This window comes from Rahnella sp. CFA14(1/10) (genome assembly GCF_004195095.1).
GTDB classification, from domain to species: domain Bacteria; phylum Pseudomonadota; class Gammaproteobacteria; order Enterobacterales; family Enterobacteriaceae; genus Rahnella; species Rahnella perminowiae.
Genome location: NZ_SEWS01000016.1, coordinates 19,072 through 38,696 on the forward strand (window position 1 = coordinate 19,072; position 19,625 = coordinate 38,696).

20 protein-coding genes and 1 tRNA gene are annotated in these 19,625 nt (G+C 54.0%); 13 read left to right on the top strand and 8 right to left on the bottom strand.

Annotated elements, in window-relative coordinates; genetic code table 11:
- Positions 1-81 precede the first annotated feature (81 nt).
- Positions 82-1,467: a murein transglycosylase D gene (gene mltD, locus EVX52_RS23780; protein ID WP_129955024.1), complete on the bottom strand. Its 1,386-nt coding sequence runs from the start codon at positions 1,465-1,467 to the stop codon at positions 82-84.
- Between the two features lie 69 nt (positions 1,468-1,536).
- A complete protein-coding gene (gloB, locus tag EVX52_RS23785; RefSeq protein ID WP_129955025.1) occupies positions 1,537-2,292 on the bottom strand; it encodes a hydroxyacylglutathione hydrolase in 756 nt (251 codons plus the stop codon).
- Between the two features lie 43 nt (positions 2,293-2,335).
- Between gloB and EVX52_RS23790 the strand changes: the two genes are divergently transcribed.
- On the top strand, positions 2,336-3,061 hold the full coding sequence (locus EVX52_RS23790; RefSeq protein WP_129955026.1) for a class I SAM-dependent methyltransferase: 726 nt from the start codon (positions 2,336-2,338) through the stop codon (positions 3,059-3,061).
- Positions 3,062-3,202: 141 nt separating this feature from the next.
- Here the strand turns inward: EVX52_RS23790 and rnhA are convergent, their stop codons facing one another.
- Positions 3,203-3,670: a ribonuclease HI gene (gene rnhA / locus EVX52_RS23795; protein WP_129955027.1), complete on the bottom strand. Its 468-nt coding sequence runs from the start codon at positions 3,668-3,670 to the stop codon at positions 3,203-3,205.
- A gap of 271 nt (positions 3,671-3,941) precedes the next feature.
- On the opposite strand from rnhA, the gene aguB reads away from it, so the two are divergent.
- From aguB to EVX52_RS23815, 4 genes are all read left to right on the top strand, one after another.
- The gene (gene aguB, locus EVX52_RS23800) at positions 3,942-4,826 is read left to right on the top strand and encodes an N-carbamoylputrescine amidase (protein WP_129955028.1); all 885 of its coding nucleotides are present in this window, start codon (positions 3,942-3,944) and stop codon (positions 4,824-4,826) included.
- 3 nt (positions 4,827-4,829) lie between these two features.
- On the top strand, positions 4,830-5,915 hold the full coding sequence (gene aguA, locus EVX52_RS23805; protein WP_129955029.1) for an agmatine deiminase: 1,086 nt from the start codon (positions 4,830-4,832) through the stop codon (positions 5,913-5,915).
- Positions 5,916-5,997: 82 nt separating this feature from the next.
- Complete coding sequence (gene dnaQ, locus EVX52_RS23810; protein ID WP_129955030.1) at positions 5,998-6,735, top strand: DNA polymerase III subunit epsilon; 738 nt, start codon at positions 5,998-6,000, stop codon at positions 6,733-6,735.
- Between the two features lie 139 nt (positions 6,736-6,874).
- Positions 6,875-6,951, top strand: a tRNA-Asp gene (locus EVX52_RS23815).
- 87 nt (positions 6,952-7,038) lie between these two features.
- Here EVX52_RS23815 and EVX52_RS23820 read toward each other — a convergent pair.
- Positions 7,039-8,541, bottom strand: coding sequence for an NCS1 family nucleobase:cation symporter-1 (locus EVX52_RS23820; RefSeq protein ID WP_129955031.1), 1,503 nt, complete (start codon positions 8,539-8,541; stop codon positions 7,039-7,041).
- A 177-nt stretch (positions 8,542-8,718) separates the two neighbouring features.
- Between EVX52_RS23820 and EVX52_RS23825 the strand changes: the two genes are divergently transcribed.
- Genes EVX52_RS23825 through puuE form a run of 3 tightly spaced genes read left to right on the top strand, consistent with a single transcriptional unit; the run spans position 8,719 to position 11,142 of the window.
- Positions 8,719-9,453, top strand: coding sequence for a GntR family transcriptional regulator (locus EVX52_RS23825; RefSeq protein ID WP_129955032.1), 735 nt, complete (start codon positions 8,719-8,721; stop codon positions 9,451-9,453).
- Positions 9,453-10,211 carry an aspartate/glutamate racemase family protein gene (locus EVX52_RS23830; RefSeq protein ID WP_129955033.1) on the top strand — a complete coding sequence of 253 codons (759 nt, stop codon included), beginning with the start codon at positions 9,453-9,455 and terminating at the stop codon, positions 10,209-10,211. The genes EVX52_RS23825 and EVX52_RS23830 overlap by 1 nt, the downstream gene beginning before the upstream one ends.
- Positions 10,204-11,142, top strand: a complete 939-nt coding sequence (gene puuE, locus EVX52_RS23835) for an allantoinase PuuE (protein ID WP_129955034.1) — start codon at positions 10,204-10,206, stop codon at positions 11,140-11,142. The genes EVX52_RS23830 and puuE overlap by 8 nt, the downstream gene beginning before the upstream one ends.
- Before the next feature lie 647 nt (positions 11,143-11,789).
- Here the strand turns inward: puuE and hpxZ are convergent.
- From hpxZ to EVX52_RS23855, 4 genes are read right to left on the bottom strand one after another with little or no spacing between them, the layout of a single operon-like run.
- Positions 11,790-12,173, bottom strand: coding sequence for an oxalurate catabolism protein HpxZ (gene hpxZ / locus EVX52_RS23840; RefSeq protein WP_129955035.1), 384 nt, complete (start codon positions 12,171-12,173; stop codon positions 11,790-11,792).
- A 53-nt stretch (positions 12,174-12,226) separates the two neighbouring features.
- Positions 12,227-13,630 (bottom strand): AtzE family amidohydrolase, encoded by a 1,404-nt coding sequence (locus EVX52_RS23845; RefSeq protein WP_129955036.1) that lies wholly within the window; start codon positions 13,628-13,630, stop codon positions 12,227-12,229.
- Complete coding sequence (hpxX, locus tag EVX52_RS23850) at positions 13,627-13,821, bottom strand: oxalurate catabolism protein HpxX (RefSeq protein WP_129955037.1); 195 nt, start codon at positions 13,819-13,821, stop codon at positions 13,627-13,629. Before hpxX ends, EVX52_RS23845 begins: the two co-directional genes overlap by 4 nt.
- A 36-nt stretch (positions 13,822-13,857) precedes the next feature.
- The gene (locus EVX52_RS23855) at positions 13,858-15,444 is read right to left on the bottom strand and encodes a gamma-glutamyltransferase family protein (protein ID WP_129955038.1); all 1,587 of its coding nucleotides are present in this window, start codon (positions 15,442-15,444) and stop codon (positions 13,858-13,860) included.
- A 191-nt stretch (positions 15,445-15,635) separates the two neighbouring features.
- Here EVX52_RS23855 and EVX52_RS23860 point away from each other — a divergent pair, with 191 nt between their 5' ends.
- From EVX52_RS23860 to EVX52_RS23880, 5 genes are all read left to right on the top strand, one after another.
- Complete coding sequence (locus tag EVX52_RS23860) at positions 15,636-16,475, top strand: MurR/RpiR family transcriptional regulator (protein ID WP_129955039.1); 840 nt, start codon at positions 15,636-15,638, stop codon at positions 16,473-16,475.
- A 258-nt stretch (positions 16,476-16,733) separates the two neighbouring features.
- The gene (locus EVX52_RS23865; protein ID WP_129955040.1) at positions 16,734-17,525 is read left to right on the top strand and encodes a transporter substrate-binding domain-containing protein; all 792 of its coding nucleotides are present in this window, start codon (positions 16,734-16,736) and stop codon (positions 17,523-17,525) included.
- A 23-nt stretch (positions 17,526-17,548) separates the two neighbouring features.
- Entirely contained in the window at positions 17,549-18,217 is a 669-nt protein-coding gene (locus EVX52_RS23870) for an amino acid ABC transporter permease (protein WP_129955041.1), read from the top strand.
- Entirely contained in the window at positions 18,214-18,867 is a 654-nt protein-coding gene (locus EVX52_RS23875) for an amino acid ABC transporter permease (RefSeq protein ID WP_165383764.1), read from the top strand. The genes EVX52_RS23870 and EVX52_RS23875 overlap by 4 nt, the downstream gene beginning before the upstream one ends.
- Entirely contained in the window at positions 18,867-19,619 is a 753-nt protein-coding gene (locus EVX52_RS23880) for an amino acid ABC transporter ATP-binding protein (RefSeq protein ID WP_129955042.1), read from the top strand. The genes EVX52_RS23875 and EVX52_RS23880 overlap by 1 nt, the downstream gene beginning before the upstream one ends.
- Positions 19,620-19,625: the final 6 nt, after the last annotated feature.

Sequence of the window (19,625 nt, forward strand, 5' to 3'; positions counted from 1 at the left end):
ATTTCGCAGGTTAAAAAATGCAGACAAAAAAAAGCACCCGGCATATTCAGGGTGCTTTTTTATTGCCGCGACCTTTCACGATCAGGTATCAGGGCTCATTTTGTTGCTCAGGAACAACGTTAACTTGTTGCCCGGTTGCAGGTTGTCGGCATTCGTATTCCAGCGCATCACATCCTTGATGTTGACGCCGTGACGCCTGGCAATGCTCGACAAAGAATCACCTTTACGTACCTGATAAGTGATACTGCCGCCATTGACACTGGTATCGCTGACGCTGTTATCCGCCACTTGCAGTGTTTGCCCAACTTTTAACGCGCCTGCTGAGCGCAAATTGTTCCAACGCTGTAAATCACGGGTCTTCACATTCAGCCGGGCTGCAATGCCAGATAAGCTGTCGCCGGAGCGAACCTTATACTGTTTTGCACCTGACGGAGTGTTGCTGGCCAGTTTGGTTTCCTGGACTGCGGCGATATCCCCATCAGCCAGTGAGTCTTTTAACTGGTCGGCATGCGCCTTCGGCAGAACAATGTAATGCGGGCCATTCGGCGCGGTCACATTTTTCTTATAGCCGGTGTTAAACGACTTGAGCTTGGTCAGGGACATGCCCGCCATCTCGGCCGCCTGTGTCAGTTGCATCTGTTGTCCGACTTCAACACGCGCCAGGGCACGGTCTTCACTCGGTTTCGGCAAGCTGATACCGTATTTCTTGCTGTGCTTGAGAATATCGCTAAGGGCTAACATTTTCGGCACATAAATCGATGTTTCACGTGGCAGCGCCAGCGCCCAGAAATCCGTTGAACGTCCCTTGGCTTTGTTCGCTTTCACCGCTTGCATGACACGGCCTTCACCGCTGTTGTACGCAGCAACGGTCAATAACCAGTCGCCACCAAACATCTTGTTCAGACGTTGCATCATATCAAGCGCAGCAGTCGTCGAAGCCACAACATCGCGGCGTCCGTCATACCACTGGTTTTGTTTCAAACCATAGTTTCGACCCGTTTGCGGCACAATCTGCCACAACCCTGCAGCGTTAGCTGATGAGGTTGCTTTGGGGTCAAAAGCGCTCTCCACTATGGGTAGCAGTACCAGTTCCATCGGCATATTACGTTTCTTAATCTGCTCGGTGATCCAGTACATGTACGGCTCTGCCCGTAATGTTACATCGTGGAGATAGCTCTTATTTTTTAAATATTTAACTCTTTGTTCGCGGATCCGGGGATTATCCGGAACCTTCATCTTCAGCTCGTCGCCTATGAAGTTCCACAAATTTTGTTGGGAGACGGCGTCGTTTCCATCCAGCCATCCCCCCGAGGCCGCACGGCCATCATCTGTGTACTGTCCTGCTTCACTTTGACTTGCTGAAGACAAACTCTGTGCATGTTGTTCCGGTACCTTCACGCCCTGCCTGGACGCCTGGCAACCTGTGAGCAACATGGAGGCGATTATTAAGATCGCGTTTGCCTTCATGTGTGTGTCATAGTTGCTTAAAAGACGAGCGATAATACTTTGCTTCGGAAAAAAACACAACCTTTGGGGCTAAAAGCTATCTTTGAGTGCCCTTAATCGGGCAAAAACCTGCCAGTCAGGTTTTAAGGGATCGTTAAGGTTTAATTTGTTTTGTAAATCAACGTCATCACATCGTAAAAAGAGATTAATTTTACGCTCAAGACCGAGGGTTGAAGGCAGGGAAGATTGTCCCTTTTCACGCATTTGTTGCACTTTGTGCTCATGAGAATGGATATCATCATCCTCAGGTAAAATAGCACGCGCAAACTTAAGATTTGAGAGAGTGTACTCGTGCGCAGCGCAGATTAATGTTTCATCGGGCAACGCCGCTAGCCGTTGAAACGACTGGTACATTTGCTCTGGCGTCCCTTCGAACAAACGGCCACATCCGGCGGAAAACATCGTGTCTCCACAAAAAAGATAAGGCGCGCTATAGTATGAAATATGACCAAGCGTATGACCTGGCGTAGCAAAGATCTGCCATTCCACACCGCCAATAACACATTTATCACCGTTTTTAAGACTAATCTGACGAAATTTATTCTCAGTTTCGTGAGGTCCGTACACTTTCAGACCCGGAAAATGGCTCGAAATCTCATCAACGCCTCCCACATGGTCGTGATGGTGATGTGTCAGAAGGATAGCTGTCGGGGTTAAATTCGCCTTTTTCAGTGCGGTTAAAACAGGGGCAGCTTCTCCGGGATCAACAATCACGCAATGTCCTTGCTGGTCATCGAGCATCCAAATGTAATTGTCCTGCAACGCAGGAATACTGATAAGATTCATGGCAACCTCTCTTTGGCAACTGCTTGAAAGAAGATAACAAACTATGCGACCAGCCCGCGCCCGTAAGACCATTGTTGCTCCGGCTTGCTGGGATGAGATCCCGTGCGGCGACTACTACCGTGCCGCGCTTGAGCAACAACTGCAACCCTGGTGGGGGAAACTCTACGGTTTCCACCTGTTGAAAATCGGCGCATTAAGTGCCGGAATCGATACGCAGGCTTGTCCAATCTCGCATCAGGTGAACTTCGCGCCCGAAGGCGAGGGGCTGCATGTGCGGGGGGATCCCTACTATTTGCCTTTCGCGGCAAAATCCGTGGATGCCTGCCTGCTCAGCCATACGCTGGCCTACGCGGACGACCCGCACCGTATTCTGCGTGAAGTCGATCGCGTACTGATTGATGATGGCTGGATGGTACTCAGCAGCTTTAATCCGCTCAGTCTGCTGGGGATAGGCAAACTGATGCCGCTCTTTCGTAAGCGTCAGCCGTACAGCAGTCGCCTGTTTACCCAAATGCGTCTGCTTGACTGGCTTTCGCTACTTAATTATGAAGTGATAGTGCACCGGCGTTTTCATGTTCTGCCGTGGAAAAAGAATGGCGGTAAATTACTGAGTACGCACCTTCCTGCACTGGGTTGCATGACGCTGATTATTGCCCGCAAACGGACCTTCCCGCTGACACCGACAGCGAAAAAAGTCACGGCGCAAAAGCAAAAAATCCCGCAGGCTGTGGGCGCGACGAAGAGTTACCGCAAAGAACACCGGGACTGACTGAGGCAGGAATTAACGAACAAGCTGAGGTCAGACAAGACGAAAACGGACGAAAAAACGCAGCTTATACCCGGTAGGTATGCATTTTATCACCGTTTTCAACCGTCCTTTTTCATCGCAGAATAGCCAGCGCGCAGCCGTTTAATTCTCCGCCTGATAGCCCACATCATCCAGGGTCGGATTTCCCGCTGCTTCTTTAGCCAGTACATCACAGCGTTCATTTTCAGGGTGTCCTGCGTGACCTTTCACCCACATCCATTTTAGTTCATGTGTCTGGATCGCGGCATCGAGACGCTTCCATAAATCGACGTTTTTTACCGGTTTCTTATCCGCGGTTTTCCAGCCACGTTTTTTCCAGTTGTGGATCCACGACGTGATCCCCTGGCGTACATACTGGCTGTCGGTGCTCAATGTCACTTCACACGGCGACGTCAGCGCTTCAAGCGCCACAATCGCCGCCATCATTTCCATACGGTTATTAGTGGTCAGACGGAAACCCGCACTGAACTCTTTTTCGTGTTGCTTGTAGCGTAAAATCGCACCAAAACCGCCGGGGCCCGGGTTACCCAGGCAGGAGCCATCGGTGAAAATCTCTACCTGTTTGGTCATTTCTGGCAGGCTCTGTCATCAAAAGTAAACGCCAAGTTTGACATAAACCGGCGTACCGGGCACAGCACTATCTTGGGGTATAACTGTCTGAAAGAGAGACGAAGAGGTGCCTTTGGTGCAGGTTATACAGGCATTCACCACTCTTTTGGCTGGAGAGCGCTGTCATTTGCAATATAATAGGAAAATGCAGAGTGCCAGTTCAAAACTCTGAGCGAGTCGAGCCTTTCATGGTTTTTTCACTGCCAATTTTTCAATGCTTTAAGGATGTCTGATGAGAAATGTAACGGTTTCTGCAACACAAATGAGCTGCAGCTGGGATCTGGAAAAGAATATTGTTAACGCCGAAAAGCTGGTTCGCCAGGCCCATAACCAGGGTGCGCAAGTTATTCTGATTCAGGAACTTTTTGCTGCGCCTTACTTCTGTATTGATCAGAGCCCTGAGCATTACAGTCTGGCGCAAGAACTGACTGACAGCCCGCTCATTCGTCATTTCTCCGCACTGGCAAAAGAACTGGAAGTGGTGCTTCCTCTGAGCTTCTTTGAGAAGTGCAATAATGCTTATTACAACTCGCTGGTCATGATTGATGCTGACGGCAGTGTGCTGGATGTCTATCGCAAAACGCATATTCCTAACGGACCGGCCTATCAGGAAAAACAATTTTTCATTCCGGGCGATACCGGTTTCAAAGTGTGGAACACCCGCTATGCGAAAATCGGCGTAGGCATCTGCTGGGATCAATGGTTCCCGGAAACCGCACGTTGCCTGGCATTGCAGGGTGCGGAAATCATCTTCTATCCGACGGCGATTGGTTCTGAACCGGCGTATCCGGAAATCGACAGCCAGCCACACTGGACCCGTGTTCAGCAGGGCCACGCTGCGGCTAACCTTGTGCCGGTGATTGCCTCTAACCGTATCGGCACGGAAAAAAGCAAATTTATTCCTGATTATGAAATGACCTTCTACGGCTCTTCCTTCATTGCTGATCAAACCGGTGCGCTGGTTGAACAAGCCAACAAAACCGACGAAGCTGTGCTGGTTCATACCTTTGATCTGGATGCTATCGCTGCACAACGCGCATCGTGGGGTCTGTTCCGCGACCGCCGTCCTGAAATGTATGGCGCCATCGCGACATCCGACGGTTCAACAAGGAAATAACTGATGTCTTCTATTGATATCAATCCTCAGGCTGAAGGTTTTGTGATGCCCGCTGAATGGGCCGCGCAGCAGGCTGTCTGGATGATCTGGCCTTACCGCACCGATAACTGGCGCTCCAACGGACGTCCGGCACAGCTGGCTTTCGCCAATGTGGCGGCAGCGATTGCGACTCAAACGCCAGTATTTATGGCGGTTCCGGCAGCAGAAATGGCCAACGCACGCGAAGTGATGCCGGCGCAGATTACCCTGGTGGAAATGGAAAGCGACGATGCCTGGATGCGTGATACCGGCCCGACGATTGTGGTCAATCCGCAAGGCGAGCGTCTGGCTATCGACTGGACATTCAATGCCTGGGGCGGCTTCAACGGCGGTCTGTATTCGAGCTGGGAACGCGATCAACGGGTTGCCCGTCAGGTGGCGAACTATCAGCACATTCCCTATGTGTCGACAGACCTGGTGCTGGAAGGGGGGTCCATTCATGTTGACGGCGAAGGCACCTTGTTGACCACCGCAGAATGCCTGCTCAATCCGAACCGTAATCCTCATCTTTCGAAAGCTGAAATAGAAGCGCAGTTGCAGAAATACCTCGGCGTGAAGCAATTTATCTGGCTGGAAGACGGCGTGTTCAATGACGAAACTGACGGGCACATCGACAACATGTGCTGCTTTGTTCGTCCGGGCGAAGTGGCGCTGCACTGGACTGACGACGAGCAAGATCCGCAATACGCGCGTTCTGCGGCGGCGTTGAAAGTGCTGGAAGCGGCGAAAGATGCTCAAGGTCGCAGCCTGAAAATCTGGAAAATGCCCTCACCTCCTGTCATGCATGCTACTGCGGAAGAAACTGTCGGCGTGTTGCCGGGCACGGCCATTGAGCGTGTGGAAGGCAACCGGCTTGCGGCGTCTTACGTCAATTACCTGATCAGCAATAACCACATCATCTTCCCGCTGCTGGATGCGACAACGGATCAGCAGGCCGGGAATTTACTGGCTGAAATGTACCCTGAGTACAAAATCACCGGCGTTCCTGCCCGTGAAATTTTGCTGGGCGGTGGTAACATCCACTGCATTACACAGCAAATCCCTGCGTAAGCTAAAGTGCCTGGCGCGAGATTTTATTTTCGTGCCGGGCAGATCGTTTCTGCAACTGACTGTCAGCGTTGGATAATGAGCCATGGATTTACAAAACACCTCTAACAGGATCGTCGTCCTCGATACCGAAACTACCGGTATGAATAAACTCGGCGTCCACTATGAAGGGCACCGGATTATCGAAATCGGTGCTGTTGAAGTGATTAACCGTCGCCTGACAGGGCGTAATTTCCATGTTTATCTCAAACCCGATCGTCTGGTGGATCCGGAGGCTTTTGGCGTTCATGGCATCAGTGATGAATTCCTCGCCGATAAACCGACGTTTGCCGACATCGCTGACGATTTTATTGAATACATTCGCGGCGGCGAATTAGTCATTCATAACGCAACGTTTGATATCGGCTTTATGGATTACGAGTTCGACATGCTCGGCCGTGACCTGCCGAAAACCGAAACGTTCTGTAAAATTACCGACAGCCTGGCGATGGCGCGTAAGCTGTTCCCCGGTAAGCGTAACAATCTCGATGCGCTGAGTGATCGCTACCTGATCGACAACAGCAAGCGTACGCTGCACGGCGCGTTGCTTGACTCCGAAATTCTTGCCGAAGTTTATCTGATGATGACCGGCGGCCAGACCAGCATTAAATTCAGCCACGAAGGCGAGCAAAATACCGGCGCGGACGGATTAGGGATCCAGCGCGTGGCGCGGCCAGCCTCCGGATTGAAAGTTATCGCTGCCACAGAGCAGGAACTGGCGTGGCATGAAGAACGTTTAGATTTAGTGGTTAAAAAGGGCGGTAACTGTTTATGGCGTTCGTAAGCCGCTTATCCGGTCTTTCGGATTGAAACGCACCAGACTGCGGAAAAACTGTGCGGTTGATTGAAAATATCAGGAAAAGCATTGACGTAAAGGCAGCCATTCCTTAATATCCGCTCCGTTCTTAACCAGAACACAGCGCGGAGCGGTAGTTCAGTTGGTTAGAATACCTGCCTGTCACGCAGGGGGTCGCGGGTTCGAGCCCCGTCCGTTCCGCCACTATTCAGAAGCCCTGAGTGAGAAATCACTCAGGGCTTCGTCGTTTCAGCCATCCTGGCTTTTTTCTTCCCTGTCGTACCGATTTATTTATTCCACCTCAGTCTTCATAAAGCGCATTTCGCCGCTGGTTGCACGGTCATGACGGGCGATATAACGGTAAAAGCCACCGGCCAGAAACGCACCGATAAACCAGCTAAAATTCGCGACCTGATGCAGGCCTGGCGTAAAGCTGATAATCAGACCGATCACCACGGCGGGCACCAGCGCGGCAATCGCTTTCGGGTTGAATCCGTTGCGATACCAATAACGACCCGAAGGCGTGGCATTAAACAGCGCATCCACATCCATATGCCCGCGCTTAATCAGGTAATAATCGGCCAGTAAAATCCCGAACAAGGGTCCGATGAACGATCCCAGTACATCCAGCGTGTAGTGAATGATTTCAGGCGACTGAAACAGGTTCCACGGTGTCAGCAGAACAGAACCGACAGCAGCGATCATCCCGCCGGTACGGAAACTGATTTTCTGCGGTGAGCAGTTAGAGAAGTCGAATGCCGGTGAAACAAAGTTCGCCACGATATTGATACCGATGGTCGCGATAATCATCGTCAGCAGGCCAAGTGCCACCGCAACGCTGTTGCCAACACGACTGACGGTTTCGATAGGATCGGTGATCATCTGCCCGAACAGGGATTGTGTCCCTGAAACGATCACGACGGTCACAATCGAGAACAGCAGGAAGTTAAACGGCAGGCCCCAGCGGTTACCGCGGCGGATTTCGCCCATGCTTTTGCCGTAACGTGAGAAGTCGCCGAAGTTCAGCAACGGACCGGAGAAGTAAGACACCACCAGCGCTGTGGCGGTCAGCATCTCCCAGCCTTGCTGGCCGGCGGTCAGGGTTTTAGTCGACAGCGTGAAAGAGATATTGCTCAGGCCGGTTTTATACAGGATCCAACCCGCCAGCAGCAGCATAACGACATACACCGCCGGGCCTGCCACATCGATAAAACGCTTAATTGCGCTCATCCCGTGCCAGAACACCATCGCCTGCAATACCCACATGATGCCGAAACATACCCATCCCAGCGCCGACAATCCCAGCCAGTGCGGGAGGGTCATTGGCGTCAGCGACGGGAAGAACTTCAGCAATACCAGCATTAACGCGTTAGCCGCCAGATAGGTCTGAATGCCGTACCAGGCGAAAGCGATCAGCCCGCGGATCACTGCCGGAATATTCGCCCCGAACACGCCAAATGCCTGACGGCAAATCACCGCGTAAGGTACACCGGCCTGCTGGCTTGGTTTCGCCACCAGATTGGCACAAATCTGCACGATACAAATCCCGCACAGCAAACACAGCAAAACCTGCCAGCTGGTCAGGCCGAGCGTAAAGAAGCTCGCGGCTACAACATAGCCGCCCATACTGTGTACATCGGACATCCAGAAAGAAAATATGTTGTACCAGCTCCAGTTTTGGTCACGCGTCGGTGCTAAATCATCGTTACACAGCTTCGGGCTGTAATAAGGTTTGATGATCCCGGCGCTCTGTTCAGATGGCGCCGTGGCGGAGGTGATTTCCTGATTTGGCATAAATCGTGCTCCTGTCATAAACAACATGTGAAAGTCGGAAGCCGGCTGCCGGCTGTCCAAAGTTAAAAAGCAGTCACAGGAGCACTGCATGAATCAGGCCAAATTTCATTTTTTGTATACAAAAAATCACTTTCATGTATACGATTAATCTCTCGAACGGTATACGGAGTAACGGCAATGACCAGTTGGAACGGGCTGAATACGGCCTATTTTACCGAGGATAAGGACGACCATATTTATAACGCGCTGGTGAAATCTATCGTGGAACACCAGCTTTTACCGGGCAGCAAATTGCCGGAAGAAGCGCTGGCAGAGGTGTTTTCAGTCAGCCGCACGGGGATCCGCCGTGTCCTGCAGCGCCTTGCCGCAGTGCAACTGGTGACGTTATTGCCCAAGCGTGGTGCGCATGTCACCACCCCGGATGCGGAAGAATCGCGCGATGTGTTCGCGACCCGTAAAATCCTGGAGTGCGCCAACCTGCCGCTGGTCATTGCTCATTGCCAGTCGCCACATCTGGTGGCGCTGAAAAAACTGGTGCAGGAAGAAAAGCGTGCTCACGATGAACGTAATGGTGCCGCTGCGATCCGCCTTTCCGCCGCGTTCCACGTTCAGCTTCAGGCCATTTCCGGTAATAAAGTACTTACTGAGTCTGTCTCGCAACTGACCCTGCGTTCCTCGCTGGCAATTGCCGCCTGGGGTGCACCGTGGCAGCAGGGTTGCCGTTGTCATGACCATGATGACCTTATTGAACTGCTGAAAAAACGCGATGTTGCCGGGCTGACCGCGAGCATGGCACACCATTTCGACAGCATCGTGGCCAGCCTGCACTTTGAGCAGCACAGCGGGCAGACACCCGATTTTGCGCAGATTTTTGCCACGCACAAACCCGTTACCGGCAAGGAATCAGGCTGATGGTCAAATCACTTTGTATACAACTGATCAACCCGAATACCAGCCAGGCGATGACCGGGATCATGGCACAAACAGCCCGTTCGGTTGCGGCGCCGGAAACAAACATTCTGGCCGTTTGCCCTGAAGAAGGTGCACCGTCAATTGAAGGGCATTTCGATGAAGCGATTGCCGTGCTCGGCGTATTACAGCAGATAAAAGCGGGGCGCGATGCCGGTGTCGACGGGCATATTATTGCCTGTTTCGGTGACCCGGGATTACTGGCCGCCCGCGAGCTGGCGCGTGCACCGGTGATCGGTATTGCCGAAGCGGCGATGCATCTGGCAACGATGCTGGCGACGCGATTTTCTATCGTGACCACTTTGCCGCGTACGCTGACAATCGCCCGGCATTTGTTGCATCAATATGGATTCGAACGCCATTGCGCGGCTTTACACGCTATCGATCTGCCGGTGCTATCGCTGGAAGACGGCAGCGGGCTGGCGCAGGAAAAAGTCCGCAGGCAGTGTATCGCGGCGAAAAAATCTGACGGCAGCGGAGCGATTGTCCTCGGTTGTGGCGGAATGGCTGATCTGGCGCAGGAACTGACACTCGAGCTGAATATGCCGGTAATCGACGGCGTCAGCGCGGCGGTCAAAATGGTCGAGTCACTGGCTGCTCTGCGTCTGACGACCGGTAAACATGGTGATCTGGATTATCCCCTTGAAAAACCCTTGTCTGGCCGCTTTGCCGGGCTGAATCTGAGAGATAATTATGTCTGATTTTGAGTACGGTTTTACGGATGCCTATCCGCGCGATTTAATCGGTTACGCCGGACGCCCGCCGCATGCCAACTGGCCGGGCAACGCCCGCATTGCGGTGCAGTTTGTTCTCAATTATGAAGAGGGTGCCGAGAACAACGTTTTGCATGGTGATGCAGGTTCCGAACAATTTTTATCGGACATCATCGGTGCCGCCAGTTTCCCTGACCGCCACATGTCGATGGATTCGCTGTACGAATACGGCTCGCGTGCCGGTTTCTGGCGCATCCACAATGAGTTTCAGAAACGCGGCTTACCGCTGACCGTTTTCGGCGTGGCGATGGCACTGGCACGCAATCCGGAAATCGTCAGCGCGATCAAGGCGGCGGATTACGACGTCGTCAGCCATGGCTGGCGCTGGATCCATTATCAGGACATGAGCAAAGCCGGGGAGGCGGAGCACATGCAAAAAGCGATTACCGTTCTGCGCGATTTGTTCGGCAAAGCACCGTCCGGCTGGTATACCGGACGCGACAGCCCGAATACGCGCCAGCTGGTGGTAGAGTCGGGTGGGTTCCAGTATGACAGCGATTATTACGGCGATGATCTGCCGTTCTGGACGCCGGTCAAACTGGAAAATGGTGAAACGAAACAGCATCTGGTGATCCCCTACACGCTGGAAACCAACGACATGCGTTTTGCCTCCCCGCAGGGGTTCAACACGGGTGAGCAGTTTTACACTTATCTGAAAGACACGTTTGACGTGTTGTACGAAGAAGGCGAAACCTCGCCGAAAATGATGTCGGTCGGGATGCACTGCCGGATATTGGGCCGCCCGGGGCGGTTTCGGGCTTTACAGCGGTTTCTCGATTACATCGGGTCACATGAGAAGGTATGGGTGTGTAAACGGCAGGACATTGCGGATCACTGGGTTAAACATTTCGGTGTTTAATCCCGAAATTCAAATTCAAATTCAAATTCAAAACCTTGGGCTCGCCGCCCAAACTGGCCTTAAGGGGCGCCTATCGCCGCACCCCTTAAGAATCCCAGGCTCTTTCACTGCGCGCTCTGCTCGTTGGCTATGTTTCATAAGCCATAGCGATAGCCGCAAAATCCCGCCGCTCCGCGGTGCCCTCCGTTCGGGTTACAACCCGCGCAAAAAGACGCGCGGTTTTCCACCTCTCCTCCGGCGCGATTTTGGAACCGGCCTCAGGCTTCAACTTCACAACCTCACTATATTTTTTTAAAAAGCCCACGGGCGATTCAGAAATCTTGCTGAACGGAGCGGCTTCGAGACCTATGGCTCGAAGACCGAGAGAAGGAACCGCAGAGCGGCAAGATTTCCAGCCTGTCACGGTGGTAACTGGAACATAGCCAGCGAGCGAAGCGCGTGTTGAAAAAGCGTAGGGAAATCCAAAAGGGGAAAAGCACTTTCCCCTTTTGGGCGGTTTCGGCGCAGCGCGATAAGTGATCGCTATTATTGAGAAACCGAAATTATCACCGTTCAGATTTCCCCTCGGTGGTAACCAAAACTCCCCTTCGGTGAAACCGGAAAAAAGTTTCCTCAGCTTTCCAAAGCTGAACCGCCCAATGGTTCGGTCAAACCATCAGACTCACATGGGCCGCCACAATCTTCCATCCACTTGGCATCTTCACCCACGTTTGCTGCTGACGGCCAATCTTGTCGCTGCCTTCCCGGCGGAATTCCGTACTGGCGACCGCCATGTCGTCGCCAAAAGTGGTGATGGTGGTATTGACCAGTTCCCGGTCTAACCCTTGTGACGATCGTGCTATGCGGAATGCGCGGATGGCGTCAATGCCGTAAAGATTTTCTCCCGCGCCGTAGCGCACGGTACGCGGGTCGTGCCAGAACAGTTCGTCGAGGACGGCGGTATCGTTAGTGATCAGCGCCTGTTCATAGCGATAAAATGCCGCGTTCATTTCGGCAAGGATCGCCGGGCGGTCGATATGTTCAGTTTTCATAGTGACTCTCTTTACTCTTTTCACTTCACCCTGGAAAACGGAGATGCAGGCTGTCAGGCGGGCATCACCGGAGAACTGCTCACTTTCACGATCCCCTGCTGCTCAAGCGCCCGGGCAGCGCGCAGGCAAAGGTCTTCGCGCCACGGTGGCGCTATCAGTTGTAATCCTATCGGCAGACCGGTTGATGTGGTGACCGGCACCGTTACCACCGGCAGGCCGAGGAACGAAATCGGCTGCGTCAGCATACCCATACTGGCGCGCGTTGGCAGATCCTGACCGTTGATGTGAAAGGTTTCCTGACCAATGAGGGTCGCCGGACACGGTGTGGCAGGCGCGATCAGAATGTCCCAATGATCGAACAAGGACAAGATTTGCTGTTGAAACTGCTGACGGAAACGCTGTGCCTGAACATACCATGCCGCCGGGATCATCGCCCCCGCCAGTAAGCGCTCGCGCGACAGCGGCTCAAACTGTTCCGGTATGCTGCGCAGTTTTGGCAAATACTGATTGCCGCCCTCCGACGCACTGATAATAAACGCAGCGGAACGCGCCAGTTCGGCCTGTGGCATTTCAATTTCTTCCTGCGCTCCCAGTGCCTGCGCGACCTGACTTACGGCTACTTTGGCGTGATCATCGCACCAGGTGGAAAAATATCCGCCCAAAACGGCACTGCGCAAACCTTCCTGCCCGCGTTTAAGCAGTGAAAATGTCCCGGTCACAGGCTTATCGGCCTGGAAGTGATCCTGCGGATCCGTGCCCTGAATGGCATCATAAACCTGCGACAAATCTTCGCTGCAACGGGCCATCGGCCCGATGTGATCGAGGCTGGCAACAAACGGCTGGCTGCCGCGACGTGAAATCCGCCCGAAGGTGGGCTTCAGGCCCAGAATACCGCTTAACGAGGACGGCACGCGGATCGAACCGTTGGTATCGCTGCCGAGGCTGAAATGTACCAGCCCGGCAGCGACGGCAGCGGCTGAACCGCCGGAAGAGCCTCCGGCCACACGCGACAGATCCCGCGGGTTACGGGTGGTGCCATAATGGCTGTTTTCCGTGGTGAAGCCGTACGCGTAAGCATCCATATTCAGCATGCCGGAAAGCATTGCACCCTGTGAGGTCAGGCGTGAAACCGTCCAGGCGTCCTGACGTGCGGCGGCATTGTTGCTGTTAAGGCTTGCGCCTGCCAGCGTCACTTCCCCGGCCACGTCCAGCAGGTTTTTCACTGCATAAGGAATACCCGCCAGCGGAGGCAATGTTGCGCCGCTGGCCCGGATTTTATCAACTTTTGCAGCTTCACTCAGCATGCGTTCACGGGTGATATGCGTATAAGCATTGATGACCGGATTCGCCTGTTCAATGGCATCAAGCGCGAAAGTGGCTATTTCCCTGGCGGAGATATCCCCCTGCGCAAGTGCCCGATGTAACTGGCTTATCGTAAAGTGATCAAGCGATTTCATGCGCGATATACCCCGGCAATCTCCAGTCGGGCATCGAGCGGTAAATCCATCAGGGGTTGCGCCATTTGGGCGATGCGGCTGAACTGCACCAGCAATTCCTGACGACGTGCGTCGTCGAGTTCCAGCGCCAGAACGGATTCCATCTGGCAGATATAGGCGGCCCAGCTGGTCGCTGCGGATGTCTCTTTCATGCTGCTTCCTTATCAATTTTCATGAGCGAACTCTGATCAAAATCCGGCTGCGCTGCCGTTGCTGCGCGGGTCGGAGGCCCCTTCAAACATGCCGTTGGTATGGCGGACGATCGCGCCAGCGTGGCCGACGGCTTCGCTGAAATCTGGCAACAGTTCGACGTCGTGACCACGCTGTCTCAGGCCCGCCAGCGTCGGATAGGCAAAACGGCTTTCCAGTTTCAGTGAATCCGAACTCTCGCCCCAGGTACGGCCAAGCAGCCAGCGCGGGCCGCTGATCGCCTGCTGTAACGATTGTCCCTGGACCACATGGCGGATAAACACGGCGGCCTGCGTCTGCGGCTGTCCGTCTCCCCCCATTGAGCCGTAAACCATCGTGCGCCCGTCATATAAGCGTGCGGCGGCAGGATTAAGGGTATGGAACGGTTGTTTGCCCGGCGCCAGCGCCAGTAAATGCCCTGCATCGAGGCTGAAGGACGCGCCACGGTTTTGCCACAACACGCCGCTGCCCGGCAGCACCACGCCACTGCCGAACTCGTGATAAATACTCTGGATAAAAGAAACAGCCAGTCCGCTGCTGTCCATCACACCCATCCAGACGGTATCGCCCGGTCCTTTACCTTTGCCCCAGTCGGCAGCGCTGTGGGGTTTGATGCGTGTGGCGAGGGCATCCAGATATTGGGGATCCAACAGGCTCTGGGCATCCTGCGTCATCATGCGCGGATCGGTGATAAAACGGTCACGCAGGCCGAACGCCAGTTTGGTGGCTTCAACAATGCTATGAATCGTCGCACTTTCATCCAGGGTTTCCAGCGGCAGGCGGTCAGTCAGGCCGAGGATCGCCAGTGAAACCAGCCCCTGCGTCGGCGGTGTCAGGTTGTATATTTCGCCTTTACTGTGTTTGAGCCGCAGCGGCACACGACGCTGAGGCTTGTAAGCCGCGAGATCAGCGCGGGTGACCGGCATGCCGAGCTTTTCCATGTCGGCGGCCATATTGTCGGCCAGCTCACCACGATAGAAACTGTTCAGCCCGTCCTCGCACAGCATCGATAATGTCTGCGCCAGCTGCGGCTGGGTAAAGCGATTTCCGGCGCGGGGGACATCGCCATTAGGCAGAAAAACGTCGGCGAAGGTGCTGAAATTTTCAAGTTCGTGTTGTTTGGCACGGGTCGCAGCTTCCTGCGAGGCCGTTACCGGAATGCCGTCAGCAGCGTAACGAATGGCATCACGCAGCAGGCGGGAGAGCGGTTTTTGCTCGCCGCCAAATTCAGCCGACACATTCAGCGCTTCCTGCCAGCCGCCGACAGTGCCTGCGACTGTCAGCGCGGCTTTCGGTCCCCGATGCGGAATATGCGTTTCACCGGCATAGAAATCGAGAGTGGCGAGGGAGCCTGCGGCACCGCTGGCATCTATTGCCACCGGGTTTCCCTGCGGTGGCACAATCAGCCAGAAGCCATCGCCGCCCAGACCGTTCATGTGCGGATAGACCACGGCAATTGTCGCGGCCGCCGCCACCATCGCCTCGATGGCATTGCCGCCTTCGCGCAATACTGCAAGCGCACTCTGGCTCGCCAGATGATGGGGTGTGACCGCCATGCCCAGCGGCGCGCTGTTACTGTTAATCATGCGATGTCCTTTTTGAAACGCTTTTTTTATGCTGCCCGCGCATGCAGGGATGTGGGCGCGTAGGGATAAAGTTAAGCAAGAGGTGTTCCACATCGGCAGAATCTTCACGCTTTCACTCATAATTTAGCTTGCATTGGCAAGCATAGTGCATGGTATGTTCCGCTGAAACATTGGTTACAAAAGGGACGGGGATGAAACAGATTGATGAACGTCTGCGTGACCATTACGCAGAGCTGACGCCGCAGGAACAGCGGGTGGCCGACTTTATTTTTGCCAGTATTGACGACCTGATGAGTTATAACAGCGCCGAACTGGCACGGCTGAGCGGCGTGTCGAAAGCCACGGTCAGCCGGCTGTTCAAGCGCCTGGGATATCCGAGTTACCGTGACATGCGCGATGAAATGCGCACCCTGCGCCAGAGCGGTATGCCGCTGACGGACAGTCGCGATGCGGTGCAGGGCAACACTTTGTTATCGCGGCATTATAAGCAGGAAATGGCCAACCTGACGCAGTGGATTAATCAGATTGATGGCGTACAGTTTGGCGCGCTGATCGCCGCCCTCAGTCAGGCGCGGCAGGTGCGCCTGCTGGGCTTTCGCAACAGTTATCCGGTGGCGCTGCATTTGCGTCAGCAACTGATTCAGGTACGCACTGGCGTGATGATGATGCCGCAACCGGGCCAGACGCTGGCTGAAGAACTGGTGGATCTGACTGTGCAGGATGTGGTGATTTTCGTTGCCTTCCGCCGCAGGCCGCGCATGGCGAAGGCAGTTCTCACGCAATTACAGACGATGGGCGTGCCGGTGTTGTTGATCTGCGAGCCGCAGGCCCAGACGCTGATCCCACTGGCAACCTGGCATCTGGCCGCGCCTCTCGACAGCGTATCGGCGTTTGACAGCTATTCTTCCGCCATGAGTCTGGCGAATTTACTCAGCAACGCATTGCTGCACGAGATGCTCACCTCAGGCCGGCAGCGCATTCATCAGATAAGCGATTTGTATAACGATCTGGATGAGCTTGAGCAGCGCTGATTCCCGTTTGCAGAACAAACTGAGCGCTTTTCTGGTGCCTTTGCACATTTTTAGTGCGTCATGATTTTCTTATTTTCAGTCCTTTTGCCCTGATTCAGGGCAAAAAAATCCCTCCTGATCGTATCCTCAATTTTCTAATTCCTTGTGGTACCGTGATTTTGTCCGCATTTTTTTCGCTGTGCTGGTTTTGGCACATTCGTTGCAGAGTTATAAATATAAGAATCTATCGTTTCAAAAACCTTTCACCGGAGATAATCTATGAACATGAACAAACGGCTGTTGATGTGGGCAGGTGCGGCAATGTTGGTGCTTCAGGCATCTGCCGTCATGGCCGATCAGTTACAGGATATTCAGAAACGCGGCGTACTGCGCGTGGCCGTTCCTCAGGATTTCCCACCGTTTGGTTCGGTGAGCAAGGACTTGCAGCCGGAAGGGTATGACATCGATATGGCACATTATCTGGCCGATAAGATGAAACTTAAGTTGCAACTGGTGCCGGTCACCAGCGCCAACCGCGTACCTTATCTGCAAACGGATAAAGTCGATCTGGTGATTTCAAGCCTGGGTAAAAATCCTGAGCGCGAAAAAGTCATCGATTTCAGCAATGCCTACGCACCGTTCTTCCTCGGCGTGTTTGGTGCGCAGGGGGACAAACTGTCCGACCTGAAAGCGCTGTCCGGTAAAACCATCGGCGTGACCCGTGGTGCAGTGGAAGATCTGGCACTGACAGACGTGGCGCCGAAAGATGCCAAAATTCAGCGCTATGAAGACAACAACACTACGCTGTCTGCATACCTGTCCGGTCAGGTGGAATACATCGCCACCGGTAACCTGGTGGTGGCAGCCATTGCCCGCATGAATCCGGCCAAGGCACCGGTTTCCAAAGTGATGCTGAAAGATTCGCCGTGCTACGTGGGTCTGCGTAAAGACGAACCTGCGCTGAAAGACAAAGTGAATGCACTGATCGCCGAAGGCATCAAAGACAAGACGCTGAATACGCTGTCTGAAAAATGGATGAAGGCACCGCTGCCTGCTTCCATCGGCGCGTAATCAGGGTTTGACGGAGATCTTTCATGACCTATCAGCTTAACTTTAGCGCGCTATGGCCTTATATGCCGGAACTGCTGGCCGGTTTATGGACCACCATTGAGCTGACGGTAATGGCAACGGTTGGCGGTGTCGCAATCGGCATTTGCGGCGCGGCCATCCGCTGCGGCAACCATAAAACCCTGCGTGCGGTATGGGGCGTGTATGTCGAAGCCATCCGTAATACGCCGTTTGTGGTGCAGTTATTTTTCATTGTCTTTGGCCTGCCGGCTATCGGCCTGAAAATGACCGCCGGTGAAGCGGCACTGCTGGCGATGCTGATTAACCTCGGTGCGTACAGCACGGAGATTATCCGCGCCGGTATTCAGGTGACGCCGAAAGGCCAGTGGGAAGCCGGACGTGTGCTGGGATTAACCCGCAGCCAGACGTTCCTGCGTATCGTGCTGCCGCCGTCGCTGAAACGCATTTATCCGTCGCTGGTCAGCCAGTGCATTATCGTGATGCTCGGGTCTTCTGTGGTCTCGCAGGTGTCCTATGAAGAACTGACGTTTGCCGCCAACTTAATTCAGTCGCGTACATTCCTCAGTTTTGAAGTGTATCTGGTCACCACGTTGTTCTATTTGATGCTGTCCGTCGCAATGCGTCAGTTGCTGCTGCTGGCCGGACGCCGTGTCTTTGGGAGTGAAAACTCATGATGACCTTTACCGACTGGGACATTGTGCGCAATCTCCTGCTGGCGGCGCGCTGGACATTGTTGCTGTCGCTGACTGCCTTTATTGGCGGCACGCTGGTGACGTTGCCGTTGCTGCTACTGCGTCTCACCAAACGCCGCTGGCCCGGAAGGTTTGTGCGTCTTTATGCCGAGCTGTTTCAGGGCACGCCGTTGCTGATGCAGTTGTTCCTGGCTTTCTTCGGGCTGGGTTTGTTCGGGATCAACGTCAGCCCGTGGACTGCTGCCGCGCTGGCGCTGACGCTGTATACCAGCGCTTATCTGGTGGATATCTGGAGCGGCAGTATTGCGGCGTTGCCGAAAGGCCAGTGGGAAGCGTCGCGCTGTCTCGGGTTGAATTTTGGCCAGACGCTATGGCGCGTCATCACCCCGCAGGCGCTGCGCATTGCTATTGCGCCGACGGTCGGATTTTCAGTGCAGGTGGTGAAAGGTACCGCGCTGGCCTCGATTATTGGTTTTGTCGAACTGACCAAAGCCGGAACCATGCTCAATAACGTGACCTATCAGCCATTCAAAGTGTTTGGATTAGTGGCGCTGGGCTACTTCCTGATGTGCTATCCGCTGTCCCGTTACAGTCAGCATTTAGAAAAATCATTGCGTGGAGAGAAACAGTAATGCCGCTGATCACCATCAATCAGGTTCAGAAATTTTACGGCCAGAACCACGTACTGAAAGGCGTGGATCTGGATATCGACAGCGGCGAAGTGATTTCGATCATCGGCCGCAGCGGTTCAGGGAAAAGCACGCTGTTACGCTGCATGAACGGGCTGGAAGGCTATCAGGAAGGCAGCATCAAACTGGGCGGAATGACCATTACCGACCGCGATTCCCAGGCGCGTGATATCAGCCGTTCCGTTGGCATGGTGTTCCAGAGTTTTAATCTTTTCCCGCACATGACCGCGCTGGAAAACGTCATGCTGGCACCACGCCGGGTGCTGAAAAAATCTGCCGCTGAGTGCCGTGAACTGGCCGCACAGATGCTGGCGAAAGTGGGCCTCGCGGATCGCATGGATTATTACCCGTCCAGCCTTTCCGGCGGTCAGCAGCAACGCGTGGCGATTGCGCGTGCGCTGGCGATGAACCCGAAAGTGCTGTTGTGTGATGAAATCACCTCAGCGCTGGATCCGGAATTAGTCGGCGAAGTATTGAAAGTGCTCGAGCAACTGGCGAAAGAAGGCATGACGCTGGTACTGGTGACGCACGAAATGAATTTTGCCCGTGAAGTGGGCGACCGCGTGGTGTTTATGCATCAGGGCACCGTGTGGGAACAGGGCGAAAGCCGGACGTTGTTTGCCAATCCGCAAACCCCCGAGCTGAGACAATTTATCGCATCCGTACGCGGCTTAAATGAGGCTGCAGCAAGCTAACATTGT

Bases quoted from the DNA above. Each gene is read 5' to 3' on its own strand.
- EVX52_RS23875 (WP_165383764.1), top strand. From the start codon at position 18,214: ATGATGACCTTTACCGACTGGGACATTGTGCGCAATCTCCTGCTGGCG.
- dnaQ (WP_129955030.1), top strand. From the start codon at position 5,998: ATGGATTTACAAAACACCTCTAACAGGATCGTCGTCCTCGATACCGAA.
- EVX52_RS23790 (WP_129955026.1), top strand. From the start codon at position 2,336: ATGCGACCAGCCCGCGCCCGTAAGACCATTGTTGCTCCGGCTTGCTGG.
- EVX52_RS23825 (WP_129955032.1), top strand. From the start codon at position 8,719: ATGACCAGTTGGAACGGGCTGAATACGGCCTATTTTACCGAGGATAAG.
- EVX52_RS23865 (WP_129955040.1), top strand. From the start codon at position 16,734: ATGAACATGAACAAACGGCTGTTGATGTGGGCAGGTGCGGCAATGTTG.
- hpxX (WP_129955037.1), bottom strand. From the start codon at position 13,821: ATGAAAGAGACATCCGCAGCGACCAGCTGGGCCGCCTATATCTGCCAG.
- EVX52_RS23855 (WP_129955038.1), bottom strand. From the start codon at position 15,444: ATGATTAACAGTAACAGCGCGCCGCTGGGCATGGCGGTCACACCCCAT.
- aguB (WP_129955028.1), top strand. From the start codon at position 3,942: ATGAGAAATGTAACGGTTTCTGCAACACAAATGAGCTGCAGCTGGGAT.
- mltD (WP_129955024.1), bottom strand. From the start codon at position 1,467: ATGAAGGCAAACGCGATCTTAATAATCGCCTCCATGTTGCTCACAGGT.
- aguA (WP_129955029.1), top strand. From the start codon at position 4,830: ATGTCTTCTATTGATATCAATCCTCAGGCTGAAGGTTTTGTGATGCCC.
- EVX52_RS23870 (WP_129955041.1), top strand. From the start codon at position 17,549: ATGACCTATCAGCTTAACTTTAGCGCGCTATGGCCTTATATGCCGGAA.
- EVX52_RS23830 (WP_129955033.1), top strand. From the start codon at position 9,453: ATGGTCAAATCACTTTGTATACAACTGATCAACCCGAATACCAGCCAG.
- rnhA (WP_129955027.1), bottom strand. From the start codon at position 3,670: ATGACCAAACAGGTAGAGATTTTCACCGATGGCTCCTGCCTGGGTAAC.
- EVX52_RS23860 (WP_129955039.1), top strand. From the start codon at position 15,636: ATGAAACAGATTGATGAACGTCTGCGTGACCATTACGCAGAGCTGACG.
- EVX52_RS23845 (WP_129955036.1), bottom strand. From the start codon at position 13,630: ATGAAATCGCTTGATCACTTTACGATAAGCCAGTTACATCGGGCACTT.
- EVX52_RS23880 (WP_129955042.1), top strand. From the start codon at position 18,867: ATGCCGCTGATCACCATCAATCAGGTTCAGAAATTTTACGGCCAGAAC.
- EVX52_RS23820 (WP_129955031.1), bottom strand. From the start codon at position 8,541: ATGCCAAATCAGGAAATCACCTCCGCCACGGCGCCATCTGAACAGAGC.
- gloB (WP_129955025.1), bottom strand. From the start codon at position 2,292: ATGAATCTTATCAGTATTCCTGCGTTGCAGGACAATTACATTTGGATG.
- puuE (WP_129955034.1), top strand. From the start codon at position 10,204: ATGTCTGATTTTGAGTACGGTTTTACGGATGCCTATCCGCGCGATTTA.
- hpxZ (WP_129955035.1), bottom strand. From the start codon at position 12,173: ATGAAAACTGAACATATCGACCGCCCGGCGATCCTTGCCGAAATGAAC.